This is a genomic window from Pseudomonas sp. GM80 (assembly GCF_000282515.1).
In the GTDB taxonomy this organism is placed as follows: domain Bacteria; phylum Pseudomonadota; class Gammaproteobacteria; order Pseudomonadales; family Pseudomonadaceae; genus Aquipseudomonas.
Map to the genome: position 1 here is coordinate 21,613 of NZ_AKJD01000042.1, position 21,719 is coordinate 43,331.

General features: G+C 54.2%; 27 protein-coding genes. 2 read left to right on the top strand and 25 right to left on the bottom strand.

Annotated features, from left to right (window positions below; translation table 11 throughout):
• Positions 1–263: 263 nt before the first annotated feature.
• A complete protein-coding gene (locus PMI37_RS04745) occupies positions 264–647 on the bottom strand; it encodes an SCP2 sterol-binding domain-containing protein (RefSeq protein ID WP_008078629.1) in 384 nt (127 codons plus the stop codon).
• A gap of 574 nt (positions 648–1,221) precedes the next feature.
• Between PMI37_RS04745 and PMI37_RS04750 the strand changes: the two genes are divergently transcribed.
• Entirely contained in the window at positions 1,222–1,593 is a 372-nt protein-coding gene (locus tag PMI37_RS04750) for a DUF6124 family protein (RefSeq protein ID WP_008078630.1), read from the top strand.
• A gap of 113 nt (positions 1,594–1,706) precedes the next feature.
• On the opposite strand, the gene PMI37_RS32010 is transcribed toward PMI37_RS04750, so the two are convergent.
• The 20 genes from PMI37_RS32010 to PMI37_RS04840 all read right to left on the bottom strand — a co-directional run bounded on the left by PMI37_RS32010 (position 1,707) and on the right by PMI37_RS04840 (position 17,854).
• The gene (locus tag PMI37_RS32010; protein ID WP_008078631.1) at positions 1,707–1,868 is read right to left on the bottom strand and encodes a hypothetical protein; all 162 of its coding nucleotides are present in this window, start codon (positions 1,866–1,868) and stop codon (positions 1,707–1,709) included.
• Between the two features lie 37 nt (positions 1,869–1,905).
• Positions 1,906–2,439: an N-acetyltransferase gene (locus PMI37_RS04755; RefSeq protein WP_008078633.1), complete on the bottom strand. Its 534-nt coding sequence runs from the start codon at positions 2,437–2,439 to the stop codon at positions 1,906–1,908.
• A gap of 140 nt (positions 2,440–2,579) precedes the next feature.
• The gene (locus tag PMI37_RS04760; protein WP_008078641.1) at positions 2,580–3,683 is read right to left on the bottom strand and encodes a hypothetical protein; all 1,104 of its coding nucleotides are present in this window, start codon (positions 3,681–3,683) and stop codon (positions 2,580–2,582) included.
• Positions 3,684–3,757: 74 nt separating this feature from the next.
• Positions 3,758–4,756, bottom strand: a complete 999-nt coding sequence (locus tag PMI37_RS04765) for a hypothetical protein (RefSeq protein ID WP_008078647.1) — start codon at positions 4,754–4,756, stop codon at positions 3,758–3,760.
• A 54-nt stretch (positions 4,757–4,810) separates the two neighbouring features.
• The gene (locus tag PMI37_RS04770) at positions 4,811–5,572 is read right to left on the bottom strand and encodes a lysozyme inhibitor LprI family protein (RefSeq protein WP_008078649.1); all 762 of its coding nucleotides are present in this window, start codon (positions 5,570–5,572) and stop codon (positions 4,811–4,813) included.
• A complete protein-coding gene (locus PMI37_RS04775) occupies positions 5,569–6,423 on the bottom strand; it encodes a tetratricopeptide repeat protein (protein ID WP_008078651.1) in 855 nt (284 codons plus the stop codon). Before PMI37_RS04775 ends, PMI37_RS04770 begins: the two co-directional genes overlap by 4 nt.
• A 2-nt stretch (positions 6,424–6,425) precedes the next feature.
• A complete protein-coding gene (locus PMI37_RS31775) occupies positions 6,426–6,578 on the bottom strand; it encodes a hypothetical protein (protein WP_157173061.1) in 153 nt (50 codons plus the stop codon).
• A gap of 19 nt (positions 6,579–6,597) precedes the next feature.
• Positions 6,598–6,969 (bottom strand): hypothetical protein, encoded by a 372-nt coding sequence (locus tag PMI37_RS04780; protein WP_008078655.1) that lies wholly within the window; start codon positions 6,967–6,969, stop codon positions 6,598–6,600.
• A 10-nt stretch (positions 6,970–6,979) separates the two neighbouring features.
• Entirely contained in the window at positions 6,980–7,429 is a 450-nt protein-coding gene (locus PMI37_RS04785; RefSeq protein ID WP_045122979.1) for a hypothetical protein, read from the bottom strand.
• 88 nt (positions 7,430–7,517) lie between these two features.
• On the bottom strand, positions 7,518–8,237 hold the full coding sequence (locus PMI37_RS04790; protein ID WP_008078659.1) for a hypothetical protein: 720 nt from the start codon (positions 8,235–8,237) through the stop codon (positions 7,518–7,520).
• Positions 8,234–10,684, bottom strand: a complete 2,451-nt coding sequence (locus PMI37_RS04795) for an alpha/beta fold hydrolase (protein ID WP_008078660.1) — start codon at positions 10,682–10,684, stop codon at positions 8,234–8,236. The genes PMI37_RS04790 and PMI37_RS04795 overlap by 4 nt, the downstream gene beginning before the upstream one ends.
• A 9-nt stretch (positions 10,685–10,693) precedes the next feature.
• Positions 10,694–12,136 (bottom strand): TIGR01777 family oxidoreductase, encoded by a 1,443-nt coding sequence (locus PMI37_RS04800; protein ID WP_008078661.1) that lies wholly within the window; start codon positions 12,134–12,136, stop codon positions 10,694–10,696.
• On the bottom strand, positions 12,129–12,617 hold the full coding sequence (locus PMI37_RS04805) for a hypothetical protein (protein ID WP_008078663.1): 489 nt from the start codon (positions 12,615–12,617) through the stop codon (positions 12,129–12,131). The genes PMI37_RS04800 and PMI37_RS04805 overlap by 8 nt, the downstream gene beginning before the upstream one ends.
• A gap of 108 nt (positions 12,618–12,725) precedes the next feature.
• On the bottom strand, positions 12,726–13,352 hold the full coding sequence (locus tag PMI37_RS04810; RefSeq protein WP_157173062.1) for a hypothetical protein: 627 nt from the start codon (positions 13,350–13,352) through the stop codon (positions 12,726–12,728).
• A gap of 30 nt (positions 13,353–13,382) precedes the next feature.
• Positions 13,383–14,753: a lysozyme inhibitor LprI family protein gene (locus tag PMI37_RS04815; protein WP_008078667.1), complete on the bottom strand. Its 1,371-nt coding sequence runs from the start codon at positions 14,751–14,753 to the stop codon at positions 13,383–13,385.
• Between the two features lie 20 nt (positions 14,754–14,773).
• Positions 14,774–15,235 carry an XAC2610-related protein gene (locus PMI37_RS04820; RefSeq protein ID WP_008078668.1) on the bottom strand — a complete coding sequence of 154 codons (462 nt, stop codon included), beginning with the start codon at positions 15,233–15,235 and terminating at the stop codon, positions 14,774–14,776.
• 9 nt (positions 15,236–15,244) lie between these two features.
• Positions 15,245–15,670: a hypothetical protein gene (locus PMI37_RS04825; RefSeq protein ID WP_008078670.1), complete on the bottom strand. Its 426-nt coding sequence runs from the start codon at positions 15,668–15,670 to the stop codon at positions 15,245–15,247.
• Positions 15,671–15,704: 34 nt separating this feature from the next.
• Positions 15,705–16,196, bottom strand: a complete 492-nt coding sequence (locus tag PMI37_RS04830) for a hypothetical protein (RefSeq protein WP_008078671.1) — start codon at positions 16,194–16,196, stop codon at positions 15,705–15,707.
• A gap of 31 nt (positions 16,197–16,227) precedes the next feature.
• The gene (locus tag PMI37_RS04835) at positions 16,228–17,019 is read right to left on the bottom strand and encodes a PoNe immunity protein domain-containing protein (RefSeq protein ID WP_008078672.1); all 792 of its coding nucleotides are present in this window, start codon (positions 17,017–17,019) and stop codon (positions 16,228–16,230) included.
• Positions 17,020–17,104: 85 nt separating this feature from the next.
• Positions 17,105–17,854, bottom strand: coding sequence for a lysozyme inhibitor LprI family protein (locus PMI37_RS04840; RefSeq protein WP_008078673.1), 750 nt, complete (start codon positions 17,852–17,854; stop codon positions 17,105–17,107).
• Positions 17,855–18,347: 493 nt separating this feature from the next.
• Between PMI37_RS04840 and PMI37_RS04845 the strand changes: the two genes are divergently transcribed.
• Positions 18,348–18,734, top strand: a complete 387-nt coding sequence (locus PMI37_RS04845) for a DUF6124 family protein (protein WP_008078674.1) — start codon at positions 18,348–18,350, stop codon at positions 18,732–18,734.
• Positions 18,735–18,837: 103 nt separating this feature from the next.
• Here PMI37_RS04845 and PMI37_RS31135 read toward each other — a convergent pair whose 3' ends face one another.
• From PMI37_RS31135 to PMI37_RS04855, 4 genes are all read right to left on the bottom strand, one after another.
• Complete coding sequence (locus PMI37_RS31135; RefSeq protein WP_008078680.1) at positions 18,838–19,368, bottom strand: hypothetical protein; 531 nt, start codon at positions 19,366–19,368, stop codon at positions 18,838–18,840.
• 155 nt (positions 19,369–19,523) lie between these two features.
• Positions 19,524–20,045 carry a hypothetical protein gene (locus PMI37_RS31780; protein WP_008078681.1) on the bottom strand — a complete coding sequence of 174 codons (522 nt, stop codon included), beginning with the start codon at positions 20,043–20,045 and terminating at the stop codon, positions 19,524–19,526.
• 209 nt (positions 20,046–20,254) lie between these two features.
• Positions 20,255–20,869: a hypothetical protein gene (locus tag PMI37_RS31140; RefSeq protein ID WP_008078682.1), complete on the bottom strand. Its 615-nt coding sequence runs from the start codon at positions 20,867–20,869 to the stop codon at positions 20,255–20,257.
• 152 nt (positions 20,870–21,021) lie between these two features.
• On the bottom strand, positions 21,022–21,531 hold the full coding sequence (locus PMI37_RS04855) for a hypothetical protein (protein ID WP_008078683.1): 510 nt from the start codon (positions 21,529–21,531) through the stop codon (positions 21,022–21,024).
• Between the last annotated feature and the right edge of the window lie 188 nt (positions 21,532–21,719).

Here is a 21,719-nt window from a genome sequence, read left to right on the forward strand (position 1 = left end):
TCCGTTGCGGACTCTGCATCCCGATTGAGCACCCATCTGCGCGGCAAAACACCTGTCAGACCTGACAGGTCTACCTCGCCGCAAACACTGCATGTAGGAGCTGCGGCACGCTGCGATCTTTTGATCTTGATTCTGGATTTCAAAATCAAAAGATCAAAAGATCAAAAGATCAAAAGATCAAAAGATCAAAAGATCGCAGCGTGCCGCAGCTCCTACAGGAATTGGTTGGGCGATTTGCTCCGGCTCGGCGTGACTGCCTTGAATCAAGCCTTGGGCTTTGGCTTGCGTGGTTTCAGGTACTTCATCAGTCCTTGAAACCACATCACCAGCGCCGGGTTGCCCTTGAGCTGAATCGACTTGTCCTGAATGCCCTGCATGAACGCCAACTGCTTGTTCTTCGCCTGCAGCGTGGCAAAACCATACGCCGCATCTTTGAAGGCAATCGCAAACGCTGGCTCCGCGACCACGCCGGCCTTGCTGGTGATTCGTTGGTTCTTCACCACGAAATGCCGCGCCACCTTGCCGTCCAGGGTCTGTAGCTGAAACACCAGATCCTTGTCGCCCAACTGCTGCTGGAACGCAGGATTTTTTCGACTGGCCTTACCCATCAACAGACCCAGCATCCACAGGAGAAAACGAAATTTCATGCGCACAGCCTCAAAAGGAAAATGAACGGCCGGGGCAGTGTAAGGGATTCGCACAATAACGCCACTATCTGCCACCGTTGCAAGAGGATGTAGACCATTTCCCGCACGATGACCACCAAGTCACGATCCAAAGCCCCGCCACTGATCGCTCCCACGCTCCGCGCAGAAATGCATCCCGAGCCACCCCGCCCCCCTTTCCTACACCTGTTGCAACACACCCCTGTAGGAGCTGCCGAAGGCTGCGATCTTTTGATCTTCCCCCCTGCAACTCCTTAGGAAATTTCCCGCAAAGCGCGGCGGCGTGCATGAACTAGGCGGCTTGAAGGTTCATCGATAGGCTGAGTACGTCACCACAAATCGGTGATACGGACGTGCAAGTCCGGTGGGAGTCCACATTGGTTATGGCAATTCGCCGAGCATTTTCCTATGCTCGCGGATCGTTATGGCTGCTGTGTATGGGAGACCTTCGGGTCTGCCGGGTGACTCCACCGGTCTTGCACACCTATGCACAGCTGCCACCACTTTCGAAGTGCGAGCGAAACGGTGTCGGCTCCTGAAACTGGAGTAAGACCGAATGATCAAACCAACACCCAATCCCCCCGAAACCCCGGACATATCGCCCTACGAATCGCTGGAATCAAAGAAATTCCACGAAGCCGCCGAGCGCGCCCTCGACCACCATTTCAAACCGCCCCTCGAACCGCAACCCAAACGCGAAACCGGCCTCTTCAGCCTCTCCCCCGGCACCGACGCCGAAGCCCTCATGGCCAACGCCTCCGAAGACCTCCTGTCCATCAGCGTCATCGCCTCCGACCTCGCCGACGACCTCCACGGCTCACGCCGCTCGGTAGCGCTGGCCCTGAGCAGAATGGCGGACGGGGTGAGATTGATGGTGGAAGGCACGCTCGACCACATCGAAGTACGGCGCGCGGCGGTCAAACCGTAGCGAGAGGTGTGCATGAAAAAAGGGGACGCCAAGTCCCCTTTCTGCGACCGCTTGTAAAAATCCAGACACAAAAAAGCTGCCAACAAGGGCAGCTTTTTAAGAAGCCGAAGCCTTCAACCGGCCAGTCGACCTACAGGCTCAAAATCACTGCCCTTGGACAACGCAACATCCAGAAAACGACTGCGCTTATCGGAGCGCTTGATCAAAACTTCACGAGCTTCAGCCTGGAACCGGGCAGCCATCATAGGCTTTGGTTCATGTTTGGACTTTTTCATGGAAACCTCTCGGGTCTCGAAATTTGACTGGATAGTATTACCGCTCAACCCCAATAACAAGCCGGCCCGTCGGATCAAAGCCAAACCCTAAACTCTCATACAACGGTATAGCAGCGGCTGCTGGTTCTTGAACTTCAATTTCCGTACAGCCGATCAGGATCGCGTAGTTTTCAATCGCGGTTAATGTCAAAGCGGCCACGGTGCCTCGCAACGGATGAGATCGGTCTGGCTTGCCCTCCAGAATCACAATCTTGATGCACAGCTTGCTCTTGCGAGGTGAGGCATAACACAACCCACATAATTCTTGGTCGAACCAAAGCGAGACATCAAAGCCACGGGTGTCAACCTGCTTCCATTGGTGAACGTCGTGCCACGGGTACAGCGTTGCCTCATCTCCCCAAAGATCGGCGGCGTCGATGGCAGCGGATGTAATCGGTTCATATCGAATTTGAGATATATCAATACCTCTGGTTATGAGGTTCTGGTTCCCGCGCGCCAGGTCTTCCGCTGCCTTGCGCGCTTCAGATCGCCAGATCTGGTAGCGATACCCGTTTCCTCGACTCTGGGACATGGACAACCACTGGCAATTTTCAAGGTCGAGAGAGTAGCGGCGTTTGAAAGCTTTTGAACATCAACAGAAATACCCAGACACTCATTATCGGATCTAAGCAAACTGGACATTAAGCCCCCTCTCCTCCTCAACAAAAGCGACTAGCGAAAGTCCTCCGCGCTTTTTGGGCGTGCTTCCAACCCGAAATCCGTCAATCGGTGGACGTAAGCGTTGCCACCGGCATTGCAAGATTGGCGGAACACAACTTTGTCCTCTTTGAGCACCTTCAGATAACTCACGAATGCCTGACTAACGAAGTAGGTGTAGGCACCGCTTTTGAACTTGATGATGTTCAGGTTCACGCTGCCTTCTGAAGCATCAACAACGAAGATTTTGCCCTTGGGCGGCAAAGCCGTCTTCGGATAGACCATCTCTATTTTTCCCGGAACACCATAACGGTACTGAACAGAACCGGCCGTGGGTTTGCTGTTTCCGCGCGCGCAAATGGAAACCGTCTTGCCACCCTGTAACGGGCAGCTGAAATAAATGTCTTCGCCCTCCGAGCACAACGTTCCATCCTGCCCGCCCTGCAATGGCGCTTTCTCTTGCGAAACGCGTTCTGGTGTTTGAGCGACATCGGCACAATTGGACAAACACACCAACTTGGAAAGATCCGGAACATCGCTTTCAGTAAACAGGTACGTCGCTGAGCCCTCACGATTGCGGGCGTGGTAAACGGGAACACTGACGGCGAGCCCCTTGGCAGACACCGGTACTTCGGCATCCCGGCCCGAGACAACCCGGCCTTCGGCCTCCCCGCACAACTCCTCCAAGGCGACTTCATTGAACGAATCTTTCGTTGGCACGGTGAACGGCTTGGCATCACCTCGGCAATCGTAGCCGTGCCAGTAAGGCCCGGTGTTCATATCAATGTCTATCGAGAAGATATAGGCGCCGTCGAGTACTACCTTGCCGCTGTCGTAGGTAAAAACCAGCCAACGACGCGATTTCGCCTGGGAGTAGTTTTCATTCGCCAGGATGTATCGCTCGCCATCTCGATACAGCCAGAAATCACTCATTGCTCCGGCCGACTCAGCCTCTTCGGATAGACGTTGCCCGGACTTGGCGTCCACCAAGAAATCGTCTTTCAGCGCCAGCGCACAGTCGCTGCCGACGTCCCTGCACGACTTGAGCGACGGAAACATCGGCCCCGCTGCCACAGAGAAAGAACACAGCAATAGCGCGACCAAACCTAATCTTTTCAACTTGCCTTCCTGTCATGATTTACGGGTCTGATTGAACAGAAGGCATTTCGCCTTTGAACCCTGTGTCCTGCGTTTTAAAGCGAGTAATCCATCACTTCTTTCAACTGCCAACACTGCCCACGCTCAAACCGATACTCGAAGACATAGTCGGTATCCGGTTTCTGCAGAATCGCGGTCGCTTTGTTGCCCCGCTCTTCCTTGACGGTCAACGTCAGGCCCTGGGCCTCTCGCTTTGCCAGATCAGGAATGATTGGAAACTTGAGTTCATCACCGCTGAGGCTGCGTTTTTGCATCTCAGGCTCAGGATCGCCGGCCACGGTAGTGACCATTCTCAGCGGTTGCAGGACGAAAGCCTTTTGCACGTCAGCGCGCTCGGAAAACGCAGCGAGGAACACTGAAAACTCGGGTGAGGGACAAGCTACACGGGGCACGTCGCCGGTGGTTTCGAGCGACTTCTGGCGCAGTTCCTGTTGAAGCTTTGAGTCAGCAATGATCTTTGCATCGAGGTCTGCCAGGCGTTTTTTGATACTCGCCGCATCCTTGTAGGCACACACAACATCGACGCCGTTTTCAAGGTCTCGGCCGTCTTGGCAATCCTGCAACTCGGGGTCTGGCGGATCACCGCGAAAAAACCGCAACGACAACTGTTCGCCCTGCTTGATGAGTGGCAATTCCAGCGTCCAATAGGTGTAGCCTTCGAAACCACCGTTTGACTCTTTTCGCCTCATGAGCACGTAAAGGGACTTCCCCGCTTGCTCAGGGAATTTACGTTCGAAAAAAAACACTGATGTGACTTCATCACCCACGAGCGGCGCCACAAACGAGAGTTCTGGCCTCGTGGCACTCATTGTCGTGTAGAAAACCTCCCCACCGGGAACGTAGGCACCTGTCGTCTGACCTTTGAGCGTGTTCTTCAAGAACAACACGGTGATCTTCTGCTCGCCCACCGATGCCACCACCGGCGGATGCATTTGCTTGATGGTTTGCAGGTCATCAGCCGTTGCCGTTTGCGCGGTAAGACTGATGATGGATATGAGCATGCACACACAACTGAAAAACCTGGTCACTTCCATTACTTCCTTGTTGATCGACGAATTGATCAATATTCAATAACTGGCGCGAGGGCATCACGATGACTCAGGTTCGCCGCATTTCAGCACTTTGATTTGCTCGTTCTTGATCGGAATCACACAGGCGCGACGCTTCTCACCGGGCGCGTAAAGCTCTGTAGTGCTTAACGTCAGGTGCAGGCCGTCATCTGCAAATACAGGTTCCTCAAATCTGGCATCGGTATAACCGGACCGGAATGACTTGCCATCAAAACTGCAGAACTGCGCAGATGAGAACACTCGCCATCCACCGTCAGGCGCGAGAATCTGAACCGTCAGGCACGGGTTGTCGAACGAGTAGAGATAGCGCGCGACTACGTCTTGATAACGCTTCGCGCCGGATCTGGAGACCTTGTTCATATCAACCACATCACCCGGACTGTCCGCCACGATCCTGTCCAGATACACCGCACGTTCCAGGCTCATTCTGGCGACGCAGCTATTTATTGATGTGGAATGCATCACCGCATCGGGGTCAATATCCGTGGCTTCGAGCGGGCATGTGGTATCGCGCAACTTGATCCATGCTCGCTGTGACTCTCTGGCGATGGCCATGAATGCCTTGCCCTGTTCGGGATCGCGTTTTTGCTGAGACTCAAACCTTGCCATCAGTTTTTTGTAGCTGGCATTGAGCTTTGCATCGGCTTTTTCGCGGTCGGCTTTCACGCAAACGTCTACTTGCCAGCTCACACTAATGACTTTGCAATCGTCCTCAGCGTGCGCAATTGACCCGCACAGCATCCCGAGGGGCAACGCAATAAAGCGGACAATCCTGTTCAATTTTTCATTCCCTGATGTGCAGTTCGTTCAGCGACGCGTTGCGGAATCTTCTGTGCCTTGCCGGCGGCAGCCATTGCCTCGCCGTATTCGCGGTAATAGCGCTGCGCTTCGTCTTGTTTGTTCAGTCGCCACAGCGAATCGGCCATGTTCAGCATCAACACCGTGCGTTTGCCGACCGCCTCAACACCGCGATAGAACTTCAGTGCCAGCTCATCTCTGCCGCCCTCGGCCAGGTAAAAACCCAGGCCGTTGTAGGCCTGAACGTTTTGCGCCGGGGGATGGCAGGCCATGTAGGATTCGGGACTTAAAAAGTTCAGGCTCGATTCGATGGACTCTGCGCGGGACTGCGCCGGTTCCATACTTGAAACATATTTCAGCAAGTCCTTTGGGGACACCGTTTCCAGGGTAGGAGTGAGCACATCACCGTCTGCGGAAACCCACTGATTGCCCTTCCACTCGCCGACACAAAAAGTGGCCCAACGATCAGCCAACACGCAACCGGTCTCCATGGAGATCACATCGCAATGCTGTTGCGACACCAGTTTTTCTTCTTGATTCTCATCCGACAACATGCCGAAGACGACCGGGTCGAGCAACAAGGTTTTCTTGTCAGGACTGAGCATATAAGAGTGTCCATCAGCGCCAATGTCAGCGCCGAAGAGCGGAAAGGTTTTGCCGTTTGCGGTGAACCATGCAGTCGCCGACTCAACGCCGGGCATGGTCCACTTTGTCGCTCGAAACGTAACCGTGTGCCCGCCGATACCAACAATTGGCGGATCTTCGTCTTCGGCAAAAGCGCAGGCGGCGGTTGCAAACAGACTGCCGATCAACACCCACTTAAGGCTGGCCATATTCAATCCTTTTCTCCGCCGGGCTTGGCGATTGCAGCTGCCTTTGGGTAACGCCATACGCCTCGATCAGCTGCTCCCATGACCCCTTCGAGCCAAACGAACGCCGGCGACGAGAGCAGCCATGCCAGGCTGCCGGCGAAAAAATACTGATTCATCGTGAATTCCCTGTCGCCGTTAACCGGGCTGTTTTTCCGTAAGGCATTTTGCGTAGCCATCGGCGAACCTGGCGTCAAAGGACAACGCCACCGGCTCGTCCAATTCGGCCGAGGTATTGAGCAATACGCGGGTAGCCGGGGTGTATTTGATCCAGCCGATGGTGCCGGTGCCGTCCGTGTCGAAAAACAATTGGGCGCGCACCACTTCGCCGTCGTCTTCGTCGATCAGCAGATTGACCTTGTCCTTGCCGACATACTGAAACGGGAAGTCGCTGCTCCTGACCAGTTCAGTGAGGTAGCCGTAGCAACTGCCTTCACTGGCACTCGCCGGCAGGGCAAAAGGCAAAAGCAGCAGCGCGCTCAGCATGCTCCGAATGAAAACCCGGTCCATCCCATCATCCTTATTCAAGCGGCGGTGATTCCGCGTCGGTCATCGTCAGCAGGCGGAATTCGTTGTTCACAAATTCGTAGTAACGGTCGCGGTTGACGCTTTCCAGCGAATTGCCCTGAGCGTCTACTTCACCATCGAGGGCAATCCCGGTAATGAGGATCAAGCGGCTGTCGGGTTGGTTGAGCATGGCGAACGTGCTGCCGTCGTAGGCATTCGGTAGCCCGCCGACAACTTCTCCGGTTTGTGCATCGAGCACTTCGGCGCAGATGGCTCCGCCGCCACAACCCAGTGGGTTGATGATGTAGTGGCCGGCGAAGTTGACCTTGCCTTTCAAGGCCTTCGCGCGCGCACTGTCCATTACCGGGTTGCTGTTTTCCTGCGGCACCAGCGCAGGGTGAGTCCCGGTGAAGACCGGGCTGACGGTGTAATCCTTGAAATCCGGGTCGGCGGCGAAGGCCATGGATGAGGCCACCCATATCAAGCTGCCGAGTAGAACCAAAAATCCTTTCACGCTGTAACTCCATCTGTGCGACGTATCGTCGGGATGTTCATTCGAAGGCAATGCTGCGCACCGCTGTCTTGATCTGTTCGAAGCCTGCGGCGCTGATCGCCAACGGGATGGCCGAACCTGATTCGGCGGCGCCGATCAGCACCTGCTCACCTTGCATCAGGCAGAAGGCAATACGGCTGAATTGAGGTTGATGCGGTGGGTGGTAGCCGATGATGAACCCCGACGACTTCGCGCCCTGCAGTGACTCAAAGGTATAGGTCTGCGAATCACCCGCCAGCGCTGTTGGCCGCCAGCCGTTTTCGGTCAAGGTCGCCGGGCACTTGCGGTCATTGGCCTCGCGCAGCAGTTGCAGTTCGATCGTGTCATCCGCTGGCGGCTGCGTCGTCAGGGAAGAAAAACTGCCGAGGTTTTCACACATCATCCCGAACCATGGCTGATTCCGATTGGCCGACGTTGCAAAATTCCATTCATAACCGCTGGATGTCGGCGCCTGCCACAAGTGCGGTGCGCTGGAGGGATCGGGCCGTTGTCGGGAGGCGATGAAGATCAGATCGGGGGCGTTGAATTGCAGCCATTGGTCTTGCAGGAGCGGCATGGAAAACCGGCACGCCCCCATGTCGACGCCAACATCCGCCGGCCCCTGAGCGACCCGCGACTGGCCTGTCGTATTGCCGACCATCACGGTCTCAGCGGCATGGCCCATTTGAGCAAGTATGAACAAACACGCCAGTAATCCATGCAAATATCGAGGCTTCACTGCGCATCCTTCGCATTGATCAATTGCAGCTCACCATCCCGATACAACACTTCACACCCCACCCACGCCGGATCAACCTGCGGCATCACCGCCGACGGCTTGCGCAATTCCCGCAACAACGTCGAGCCATGCGACAGCCGCCCACCCATTCGCGCAATCACCGCCCGCGCCGTCTGGTAATGCGCGTGCCGCCCCGGATCGAGGGTGTCTTCGAGCAAAATATCCTCGCCCAGAATGCCCTGCACCTGCCCCGGATAAATCATGAACCCGGTGGCCTGCTCAGCGCCTTCACGGCCGTCCTGCCAGAAGCTGCCATCGCGCGTGCGCACGTCCGGGTGCGGCGCGAACCAGTGTTCGCGGTCGGCCAGCGGCATGGCGTGGTGCAGCCGGAAGAAGATGCGCATCAGGTTGTCGCGGTACCACTCGCGCACTTGCAAGTAGTAGCCACGCAGGCCCGGCAGGCCGGTCGAATGCGCGATGCGGATCAGGCTCGGCCACTGTGGAAAGGCCTGCAACGGCAGCTCGCTCGACCCCGGTCGCGGGGTCGCCGGATCGGTTTCCCAGGGCAGTCGATGCGGGCTGTTTTCAAGGTTGTCGTAAGCGGTCGGCGGGCGCCCTAGCCAATCGCCGCCGCTGCTGGCCAGCGCCGTGGCGATGCACAGATTGCCTTGCACGACGAACACGTAAAACCGGGTGAACCAGTCCGCCAGTTGCTGACCATCGGCACCTTGGGCGACGAGTTCGGCCAGCTCTTGATCAAAGCGCTGCAAGCCGTGTTCAAGGCTGAGCAAATGGCCGCGAGCGATGCGTTGCATGCGCAGGAACAGCGGCAGCGAACGCAGCAGCTTCAGCGGTTGCCACGGCAAGTGCGGGGTCGCGCCGCCGACTTCACCGGCGTAATTGCTGGCGCTGATGCCCCAGTCGGCGAGCCGGGCGAGAAACAGGTCATTGTTGATGTAGGACGCGCCGCCGAACACCGCAGTGAACGGCTCGTTGTCCTGCAACACTCGCGCATCCCAGCGCGCCATGATCGCCGGGATACTCGCTGCCGCGCGGCGCTGGGCGTACTCCACCAGCACGCTCGGTTGCGGCGGCAGAATCTCGGCGATGTTGGCGGCAGTCAGGTGGCGACGCCAGCCGTAGTCGCTGATCGGCCGGTATTGCAGCAGCCACAGTTGCGCACCGTCCCAGGCCCATTCGACGTCGCCGGGCACGTAGTGAAAAACGCGCAGCACGTCTTGCAGAAACTGCCACAGCAGCGCTTCGGTCAGACCGTGCGTGGCGGTAAATGCACCGCTGCGCCAGGCCTCGCCGACCCGCGACAGAGTGGCGCGCGAAGGGCTGACGTGACCATCGGCCAACGACTCCAGATGACCTTCCACCCACTCCAGTTCAACCGACAGATGCCGGACAAACGCGATGCCGGAAACCTGCGGCGTGATAAAGCGCTGCACCACCACTTCCTCGACGCCTTCAGCGGTCAGTTCGGCGATGCGCGTCGGCACATTGGCGCGCGGCTCGCGCAGGTAAGTGGTGCTCAAACCGGCGTTTGCCGAATCAGCCTGATCCTCGCCATAGCTGGAGGAGCGCACGGCCCAGGTCACGTCAGGTTGCGCGGCGAGAAAGGCTGACAGGCGCGGATCATCGCAATCGTTGAGGTTCAGCGCTGCCGGCACCGGTTGCCGGGCCAACTCCGCCAGACGCAAACGGCCGCCCTTGGTGTGTGCGACAAAACCACGCTCGCCGGACTCCAGCCACGCGGCAAATTCAGCCGGCGCGTCGATCCAAGGGTAATGGCCCCAACCGGGTTTGAGGCTGATGGTCAGATCGGCGCGGGCGAGAATCGCCGACCATGCCGCCGCTTGCTCGATGCCCAGCACGGCGTCCTGATCACCCCAGACCAACTCGACCGGATCGGTAATCCACTCCAGCAGCGGCAAAGCCGTATCGGCGCGGATCAGGTCCCAATGCGGCACAAACGCCCGGCAACGCGCATAACCGGCGCCCATGCGCTGGTACTGCGCGGGCGTCCAGGTCTGATTGGAAAACTTGTGCGCGAACAGCCTCGGTTTGTTCGACAGCAGCCAGTGAATGGTCTTGCGAATCGGCAGCGGCGACATCAATGCCGGCAGCCGCCGTTGCCAGAGAAATGCCCCCACCGGCGCCAGCAGCACGCTGCGCGAAAAGTGCCCAGGTCGGCGTTGCAGCGCATGCAGCACCAGCAACGCATTGACCCCGACCGCCATGATCGCGCTGCCCTGCTGCGTCATCGCCAGCAAAGTCTGCGCGTAATCCGCCAGATCCTCGCAGGGTGGCTGCGGGTTAGCGCCGAAACCGGGCAATTCCAGCGGCACCACGTCGTAGCGCTGAAAGTGCGGCAGCGCGTCATCCCACCAGTCGGCGGCGCTGCCGTTGCCGGCCAGCAGGTACATCAAAGGCTTGCTCATCAACGATCCTCAGGCCAGATCGCGCAGCGCCGCGTCGAGCGTCGGATAGCGGAACGTATAGCCCGCCTCGCTCAGACGCTGAGGCACCACACGCTGCCCGTCGAAGAACAACTGCGCCATCTCCCCCGCCAGCGCGCGCACGGGCGCCGCGGGAACGTGGAACCACACCGGGCGCTTGAGGACCTTGCCGACGTTCTCGGCAAACGCCGCCTGACTGACCGTCTCCGGCGCCACCAGGTTGTACGTGCCGTGCAGAGTTTCATCGTGGAAGGATCGGGCGATCACCTGAATCACATCGTCGCGGTGCACCCAGCTCATGATCTGCTGACCATCGCCCATGCGCCCGCCGAACCCGAGGCGAAAAGGAATCAGCAACGGCAACAACGCGCCGCCCGGACCGAACACCACACCGAGGCGCAGCACCACCTGACGCACGCCAAATTCAGTTGCCGGTTGCGCGGCGGCTTCCCAGCGCGCGCAGAGTTCGGCCATGAAACCGTCGCCCTTGCTCGCCTGTTCATCAAGGCTTTCGCTGGCATCGCGCACGCCGTAAAAACCGATCGCCGAGGCCTGCACCCACAGCGCCGGTTTGTGCCGCGCATTCTTCAGCCAGGTCATCAGGCTGTCGGTGGTGTTGACGCGGCTGGCGATCAGTTGCGCCTGACGCTTGGGACTCCAGCGCGGCCCGGCCACTGGTGCGCCCGCCAGATTGATCACCACGTCGAAGGTTTCGTCATAACCCAGTTTGCTCAGCGACCGCACGCAGCGCGCGCGGCCGTCGAACAGGTACGCCGCCTTCAGCGGATCGCGCGCCAGCACGCTGACCGTGTGGCCGGCGTCGAGCAATTGATTGACCAGCGTTTCACCGATAAACCCGGTGCCGCCCGTGACCAGCACACGCTTGTAGGCGCCGCCCGCAAACGGGTTGGACGGCTTGCCTTCACGGTGCATGCGCAATGCCGCCAGACCGTCACGAATCCCCGACGCGGTTACGCCCACGGCAAACAGCGTCAGCACCCAACCCTTCCAGCCGAGATCGATAGCGCTCAGGCCGGTCGGCAAACTCGCCCACTGCGCCAGTTGCACCCCGTACAACGCAAAAAACGCCCCGCCATTCACCGCCAACACGGTGTGCATGATGCGTTCGACCGCCGGCAGTTTGCGGCTGCGATCCTCAACCACGAAGTCCCACAGCGTCAGGCCGATTTCCAGTGCGAACAACAGCGCAATCACAATCGCCCAGGCACCACCGAACTGCAGGTGCGCCATGCCGAGAAACAGAATCCCGTAGAAACACGAACGCATTGCGTGGATCGACAACTCCAGCCGCGCACTGTGCCGATACGGCAGCGCCACGGTCAGCTCGTGGTGATAAAGGGTATCCAGCGCGCCGAGGCACGCTTGCGCAATCAGCAACGTCAGCGCCCAATCCAGCAGCGAAAAATCAGGCATGGTTCGACTCACTCATGGCGTTATCAGAAAGGGAATTTCGCCGGTCGTGGCAATACAGCCAGGCCAGCGGCGGCAACAGCACAAGCAGCGCAAAGGCGTCGAACCAGAGGTGCGACCAGACCTGCTTTTGCAGCGAAACAAAAACGTCCTGCGGCGCCCACAGCACAATGCCGGCGAACAACCAGGCCCAGGCCATCGGCGCTTTCAAGCGATTGCCCAAATACACCAGCCCAAGCATGAACAACGAATAGCTTTGCAACGTCGCGCCGAACAGCGCGAGCCACCAGACCTGCTGCTCACGGGCAGCGGCCGGCACCGCGTCGGCGCCCCAGAAAATTTGTTCGAGTGTGTGCAGATAACCGTCGAGCAGCCCGGAGTGGCCGGCCCAGGTCAAAGTCAGACCGGCGAGCAAGTGCACCAGCGCGGCGGCGTATAACCACAGCACCAACGCGCGGCGAAGGGAGAAAGAGGGGACTGGCATTCCGTGTCCTGGGGGTATTCCTTTGAGGGTGGGGAGTTTAAAGGAAAATGGTGGGGGGCAGTCGCACGAAGGCGAAACCTTTACCCCACTGCTTCGCTGTTTTTATCCTCATGACTCGCCGTTGTTCGCATCAATCCACTCAAAGGCTGCCTTCAGGTCAGAAACCTTAGGATCCGTCTTGACTGAAGAACGAGGTAAACAGGCAGAAAGTTTTACCGTCCTCCCTCTGACACTCGTCAGCCCGTAAAAACAATCCATCCACAAGCCCGTTTTATTAATCGAATATCTGTCATTAGCTGCGGCGATATTCTCATCAGAACCCCAAAGCGAAAAAGGAGAGATCAGAACCCGAATCGATGCAGAGCCAAACGCCGATAATTTGGCAAAGTCCACCCTTCCCACCTCTGAATCCTGCAACAACATGTCTTCAACCGCGTAGCTATACGTATAGGTGCCCTGTTCATTGAAACGCCCGGATTCCGTCACGCTTTTGTGGAAGCCAACAGGTTCTATCCTGAAGGAATTTTCTTCCGTCAGCACACCCGGATTCAGATCCAAATTCGAAATCAAATCGCCATAGCAAATACCGTTTTCGGCTTTGACACTCAAGTTAAAACCAGGAACCTCAGGGAGATTGATCCCGCACGCTTCCAAAGGATCGCCACTTTGAGAAAAACATATTGGCGTGATTGATAGCGCGACAAAAGCAAAAAGCAGATCAGGCAAAACCTTCATGTTTACATTCACCGGCATCGGCTTGGAGTATCAGTAGCAATAACTGGCTTTGATTGGTGTGGCGGCGTTCTTTTTCAGCTCCCCCAAACTATATACGGATCCTTTGTGGCCTTTCGCTACACCCAGTTCATAACACGCCACCGCTCGAGACAGGTCCTTTGTCACCAGCTTACCGCGTTCGAAAGCGGAGCCTAATGCGCCCAGTGCCTGAACGCTGCCCATGGTCGCAGCTCGGATCAATGCCTTTTCAGCCAACTCTGGATGTTGGCATGTATCTGCGCCAGCGATTGTGTTGCCGTGACAGTAGTACAAGGAAAGCGTCAGAGCGCCGTCGGCCGAGATCTCCGCTGCTGCTTTGACCAGCGCCTCCACTTGGTCTGTGGGCAACTGCGGTGCCATGCCGGAAAGACTCAAGCTTACGGCACTCAAACTGGCTTCCGGATCTCCGGAGCGCGCTGCGCACAGATTGTTTTCCAATGCCGCCTCGAAAAGCTCTCCGGTGAGACGGTATTGCTCCAGACCACCCAGCCCGCTAAAAGCTCGGGCGCGCTGGCGACAAAAACTCTCCTCGACACTCAACCTGGGCTTACTTGCCACTAGCAGATCTTTGTCACTGATCGACCAATCCTCAACGCCTTCAAGCACCCAACATGCCTGACGAGAAAAGTTGAAAATCTTGATATTGCTGTTGCCCGCTCGCTTATCCACGACGTTGACGTGACTGGTGTCGATCTCTTCTATCTCAACTCCAGGCGTCTTACCGGGCACGATGGCCGCCATCAGCGGAAAGGTGAAAGAGGCACCACTGACACCCGAGGTCGAAGGCTCAAATGTATCGGGATCGTTTCCTGCTACCGGTTTTAGCACCAGCGATTTGACCGTCAGCGCTGTAAGACGGCGTTGCGATTCACTGTTGGCAGAAAATGCTGCCAAGAAAGGCGCGAACTCCTCCGAGGGACACGCATCGCCGGTCAGCGCCGTCGACACGCTTTTATCGGACGCAAGAGCAGGAACAATCTTGTCCAGATACGCCGAACGCTCGCGACTCATTCTGGTGATGCACAAGTTACTGACCGCCACGAAAGCAGGCTTACCCACCTCGATCTCGAACGCCTCCAACGGACAGTTCGCGTCGCGCAATTTCAGCCACGCACGTTGCGACTCTTTAACCTTCGCCGCGTACTCCGCACCTAAGGCTGGATCTGTTCGATAGTCAGACTCAAGCCGCGTCATCAGTTGCTTGTAGCTGACGTTCAACTGCGCATCGGCAGCCTTCTTCGCCTTCTCAGAGCAGGGCACCATTTCCAGACTTGAGGTGACGTTGCTGCAATCATCCTGCGCATACGCCGCCGAGACGGGCAGCAACAACGAGGCCAGCAGGGTAAAAACAAAACGGTTCACTGTGTTCATCCTTGAGTCATTCAGGTTTTGCGTTGGGTGAATCTGGTGATGCATTGCTTCGGCCTGTTCATTTCCCAGTAAGTGCTGAGCAACACTTTGCGTTTTTTGTCGACGCGCAGATTGACGAAGCCATCGCCGCAATCCGGCTGCAACTCTTTGAAGGTGCCGGTTTTGGCTTGGTAAACGAACACCCTGAAGTAGTCGTAAGTGCCCATGCCGTCGTCCAGCTGCCAAATCGCGAAATCTTTGGCACCGTCGAAATTGAAGTCCTCGATCTGTACCTTGAGTTCGTTTATGGCTTCAAAATCTAGGGTCCGGGGCTCGCTACGCGTTTCGCCCTTAACCGAGACATTCAGTGTGGAGCCCTCAATAACCAGCGTCGCTTCAACGCCTGTGACCGGGCTGAACTTAGTGGTTTCGGCCAGTGCCGGGATCGCCCACAGCAGGCCAAGCAGTGATACCGCTAGAGTTTTGAATTGCATGTGCTTGCCCTATTCCCACTTGCATCCGGACTCGAGGGAGGAGTCGATGTTGGGGTTATTCAAGAAGTGGTAAACCTTTCCGTTGGACTTTTTCGTGTACTTCATCGAGACGATCTGCGTCCCTTGAGTCACGAAATCGTAGGTCCCCGCGACCTTGCCATTGACGACTTCAGACCACGTTGTGGCGCTCTGCCAAGGGGTGTCAGAACCGAGCATCTCTTCCTCGGTATTCGTCAACACAATGGAGATGGGCTCACTGGACTTGGCGTACTTGACGAAGCCACCTGACCATTTGCTGGACGCGTCGTAAAAGGTACGGAACTCAAACTTTACCGGACTGGATTCGGAGAGTTCGAAGCAAAACGATTCGCTGGTGACTGCGCCGTGAGCCACTAGCGGGAAGAGGCTGGATAGTAGAAGAAGTACTTTTTTCATGTTCATTTCCTTATGAGAGATCGGGCGCACGTGCCTATTCCGATCCCGCTACACACTGCCCATCCTGAAGATCAGGAGCCAGCGCCCGATTTCCCGACAGATACCAACTCGCAAGCGACTGACTCTCGCAATAAGCGTTCTTCTCTGCATCGTAATAAAACGCCACTTTGTGATTGGCCATCCCGCCCCGGTTGGGGACGAACAACTCGACGGCGAACACGACATCGGGCATAGCAGTTTTTCTATCCGATATCAGCGAGGGTGGCCCCAGAAACCTACAGGGCACGCCGTCAAAAGGCAGATCCAACTGGCCTTCTTGATACCTGTAAATCGCGCAAATGCCATTCGGATCTTCGATCACCACGGCAGCCATCGTTCCACCGCTCCAGTTCACGGCGCCATCTGCAATGGAGTGGAAACTATCGGCAGGCATTTCGCTTTCCTTGACGATGGCAGCGATCATGTTGGTGGCATTGTACGGCTTGTACTTAAACCGACTGGCGCTGCGTTCGCGGACAATATCCATGTCAACGTCATAAACAATAGGTAAACAACCTTCATTGCCTCTCCTGTCCTGCAATCTTTCTCGCATACTCAACAAGATCTTTTGGATAAATCATCTGATTTATCTGGCTATCATCGATCCCATACAAAAATGCGATGGCACCCGCCTCAAACGCCCAATACCCGAAGTAACTACCGTCATCACCATTCATACTCAAGTGAGCATCATGCCAACTGGCTTGTAGTTCCCCGAAGGAAACGTACCATTGAGCGCAATATTCATTCAAAAGCGCAGACGCAGCTGACCGATCTGGCGCATATATCGCCCTGATCAATTGCGAATACACCGGATGAAACCATTCATCAATATCTGCCCTTCCCGGCAGATTTTTCCGCAGTAAATCTTCGTAGAGCGTATCTTCGCCTTTGAAGCCAGCCCTATCAGTCAGGAACACAAACCTGGCCAAAAGATCATTCCGATGCATGAGTATGCACAGGCTCGCAACCTGTACAAACTCCTCAAAGTCGCCGGGATAGTCTTCGATATTTAACGGCGATATATCGTATACGCCTTGATAATCAGCCAAGGCTTGTTGGTACAACTCAAAATTTCTCACTAGCCTTTCCAGTGGCTCCTGCAAGTTTGCAATAGGCTCACCTGCCGTATACCTGATGATCAAGGCATGAAGTGAATCCTGTTTAACCTCAAAGGCTTTTAAAGAAGCAGCCTGCCCCGGAAAGTCCTCTTCCAGATTATGAAAGCGCCAGTATGATTCCGAAGAGTCATAAAACTCGACAAGGCGCTTGTAATACGCCTCAGTCATAAAGGGCTGACGGCTATTCATGATTCGTCAATTCTCCAACCGTCATAGCGACCATTACAAGGATGTCCTTATCCATCGAACCTTCCATTAACTCGAACGCTTTAGTTCACTGTTTGTTCTTGTCCGGAGCCATGGCCAATTGACGCGCTCGCTCTATCGTCGCGCGGATCAAGCAGGAATTCGACCATTCCCCGAAAACCGATTTATACGATTTCGCCTCAGGCAGACACTCCGCATCGCGAAACTTCATCCAGGCTCTTTGGGTTTCTCTCAGGCCTTTCTGTGCATTTTCGTCCAACCGCTCCATGCGCTCTCGGTAAACCAGGTTTAGCAGTGCATCCGTATCCGTCACGACCAGATCAAACGTCCCACTCGGCACAGTTGGCCACACAACGTCCGCCAAAGCCTGCTTGGTTTCGTTGTTCCAATTGTAGAAACCGTTCTCTTCAATTTTCAGCCAGGCAGAACGCCCATAATGATTGGTCGGATCGCTCGCACTGACTTCAGACTGGTAAACAATTTCCAGATAGATCGGGTCGCTTGAGCGCTGAGGATCATTCAGCAGCGTTTGGCGAACGATGGCCCGTTGTTTTTTGCTCTCGGTGATTTCAATCGAAAAGCATGGGTCCGGTCCGGGACGGTCAGACGATTTCACCCGTGCCAGACACTCCTTACGAAGCGCCATAGAGGGCGAATCCGGCCCCGCTGCAATGTCTACCACCCTGACGAGTAGTCGTATTTCCGGATCTTTGGAAAAGTCCGCCTGAAGCACGGTCGCAATAAACGTGCCTTCCGCTTGGGCGAGGGACGATAGTAAGGACAGTATTAAAACGACGCCGAATCTGAAAATCTTCATTCCCTGGTTTCCTTGGAAAAACAATAAAAGCCTGCAATTCATCCGATCTGAATTTGACCCACTCAACCTTCAGAATCAGACGTAGATGCCCTGCTGTAAGACCCATCCACGTTCTGGCGTAGGCACCTAAACAGAACTCACGATCCTCTGCTAACCGGATGTCATGTTCGTCGGACATTTCCCGCAAGACGCCGAGCCATCCATGAACTATCCACCCCTTGCATTCACCGCTAACCTTGATTTGTCACCGCAAAAAACGATGACACGGACGTGCAAGTCCGGGTAAAAGACGACGCGCAACGTCATTGGTCGCTGATCGGGCATTTCCCTGCTCGCGCAACCGACTGTATGGCGGCTGTGCGCGGGAGATCCTTCTTTCGAGAATGATCTGCCGGGTCCGTCTGCCCGGTCTTGCACACCTGCGCACAGCTGCCACCTTATTTGCGTGCAAGCGAACGGTAGTGGCTCCTTACATACAGACGGAGATACACCCATGTTCAAAGTGACGCCCAACCCGCCAGACAACACCTGCACCCCAACCGAAGAACCCCTCGACACCGAAATGCTCGACAGAGAAGCCGCCGACCGCGCCTTCGCCCACTACTTTCCGCCTACCGTCGATAAACTGTTCAAACGCCGCAAAAGCGGACTCTTCACTATCTCAACAGGTATTGACCCGGAAGCCCTACTGGCCAACGCCTCCGAAGACATGCTGTCCATCAGCTCCATCGCCGCCAAATTAGCGGACGACGTAGAAGGCTCGAATCGCTCCGTAGCACTGGCCCTTAGCCGAATTGCCGATGGCGCGCAGCTCATGGTGGAGCGTGCGCTGGATCATCTGGAAGAGTTGATCGCGGCAAGGCAGGAAGCTAAAACGTAAGAGGCGCTCGTGGGACGGACTAAAAAATAAATCCGTCCCCTTGTCCTTCATAAATAAATCCGTCGTTTTTGTTCGTTTTTATCACCGTCCCCTTGACGCAATCTCACTTAAAATCTTCGGCACTTTTCGGGAGCGACTCAACACCCTTTAACGCCTTCCGATTTATGAATGAGTAGCCACCTCTGTCACAAGATTTTCTAGTGACAAGCTCGCCATCTTTTAGAACGGTTAGAAAACTTCTATACGCCTGAGAAACAAGATAAGTATATTTCCCATTATAAAATTTTATTATATTCAAACTCACACCACCCTCAGAGGCATTAACCACATAAAATCGCCCCTTTGGAGGAACTTTACTTTGCGGATATAGAAGCTCTGTTTTTTCAGGTACACCATACCTATACTGAACATAACCAGAGTTCGGACTATTATTACCCAATGCACATACCGAAACAATTTTCCCTCCCGGAAGCGGGCAGCTGAAATAAATATCCTCTTGCACACTACAGAGAGTGATGTCCTCCGCCTCCTCCTCAGAAAATGCTGCAGGCACAAAAATAACAAATATAAAAACCGTAAACAAGACCCTGAGAAACCTTGTTTCTAACATATAAAAAACAAAATGCTGAATCATTTAAAAAATACCTCTCCAATATTTTTTGAAGTTCGCCTTTCTTTCCAGACGACTATTGGTTTCAATATTAAAAATATGGAGACAGACCACGTATTTCGGGTCATTACTAAAATTTGGTCTGCCCCCATTTCACCGCTCCGAATTTGATTCACAATTTAATTAACATAACCACAAATACCATCACTCAACTTAGGGCGAACATTGATTTTTCCGTTAAATTTCCATGTAGACAACAATCTACTTTCACAAAAACTTTTCTTTGAGAAATCATAATAAAACGCAACCAAATCATTAACAGAAGCACCTAAACCTGGAGAAAAAACGTTAACTTTATAGTAAATATCCGGACCTTCCGGTCCGCCGGAAAAGTCTATTTCAGCCGCCCCTATAAATTCACACGGGGCTCCGCCATAAGCTCCATAGAGACCGCCATTAGAAAATATAAATATAGAGCAGTTTTTTATGCTTTCGTCAAAAATTATTGCACTTACATATGCGCCATTAAAACCAACCGTACCACTAGGCAAAAAAAGCATATCTTTGAGTTTTACTTCATTCTCCGTTGAAATTTTCAACTGCAAGGCCTCTGGAGGAACTACTACCTCAGGACCGGTATCGCCATAAGCGAAAATGCTGACCAAACCAAATAGAATAAATAGAGCAATATCTTTTTTCATGATGGGCAACTCATTGCAAACGGCACAACCACATGCTGTCTTGGAATATTAAAAAAATCATAGGCCTCGCGTAACAAATAAATTTTGCCCCCTTTTCGCAGTCCCCTCCGATTACTCATAAACGAGGGCACAACACGTTTTAAAGCATTCATAAGCGTGTGCTGCTCACATTTGACTCGACGCATTTGGTGATCATTACCATCTATTATTTAAAAAATTCTACTCATATCCGAGCACTCCTGCACATTAGCAAGAACTTTGCGACTACCGTAGTTAAAAACACATACTGGATTTTTAAAGCTGCCTCGCATTCTCTTACAAACACCGCCACTCTTTTCCTTATAGACACACTCTTCACCTGAAATAATCAACTCCTTGCCCGGTGTCAATGTTAATATCTCTCGCCCCTCTATACGATATACACTTTCGTATATTGAACCACCAGATTGCTGAATATCTTTGTAACTTCCGTCTTGCAGTTCGGATGCACCAGCAGGAACGGAGCCAATATACTTAGCTGAACCGTCTTTAATTGAAGCAACGAAGATCAGGATTTGAGAGTTAAGCCCCATGCCTTCGCTGGTGGGGTAAGAAAATATAAGGGGTGTGCTAGACTGATTCAATGATACTCTATAGATGTAATCAGACTTACACCCTCGGTCCGGATTTTCAATAGCGAAAGCCCCGCCTTCGAAAGAAAGAGTTAGTCCACCCTTAGAATCCACGCTCTGGTCAAAAACCTTGCACAGTAGTTGGTATTCAGTCGGACCAGCTACAACCAAACCAATATAAGGCACCAACAAAACTATAATCAGCCAAGTCATACCAACCTTTAAACATCGAGCGCGACAAATAAATCTACCCCCCTTTCCACCATCATTAAAAACGCATACTGCCCATCTACTCATTGAAAATCACGTTCAATAAATCAATAGCAAAAATTGATTTGGGCAGAAACCACGTGCCCGAACGCGCCTTACTTTGAATCGCCTTCGTATTTTTGCGATTCAGGATTGAATCGCCAGATGTGCTGCGTAGTTAACGATACCCCATTCTTCTGCTGAATACTGCCGTCTGAGTTTCGCTTATAAGAAAACGCCTTAATATCTCTAAAACCTTTATTTCGATCTTCGTCCTGCCCCATAACTTTAACATCGGCAAAATATGAAGCACCCAATGACTTAAGATAACCATGACACTGGAGTAAAAAACTAAAAACTTTATCGCCACTTGACCCGACACCTGTTGAAGCTTCAAAGATGAAATCGTCATTACCGTCCTGATTTAGATCAACGGTGTAGGCAATACGCCCGTGATCCACTAAAAAATCCTTACCTTCCTGCGTTGACAATACTTTCGTCTTACCGTACCCAAGATTCCAATCAGTAATAAAACTCTTCGAGTCTTGCTCTGGATTACATATCTCGCCCACAGAAGACCATGCGATAGCAGGACAAAAGACAATCAACAGAAAAAAATATTTCATAGATCATACATCCATAATGAAGGAGTTTCTGCGGTTTCTGCCAGCTCTAACCTCGCACTGTGGAGATTTGGACCATACTGGATCGCGATAGTAATGGAGTAGTTCAGAGTGGAAAGTGGGGACAGACCACGGTTTTGGATCATTAATAAAACGTGGTCTGCCCCCATTTTCACCACAAATAAATCTGC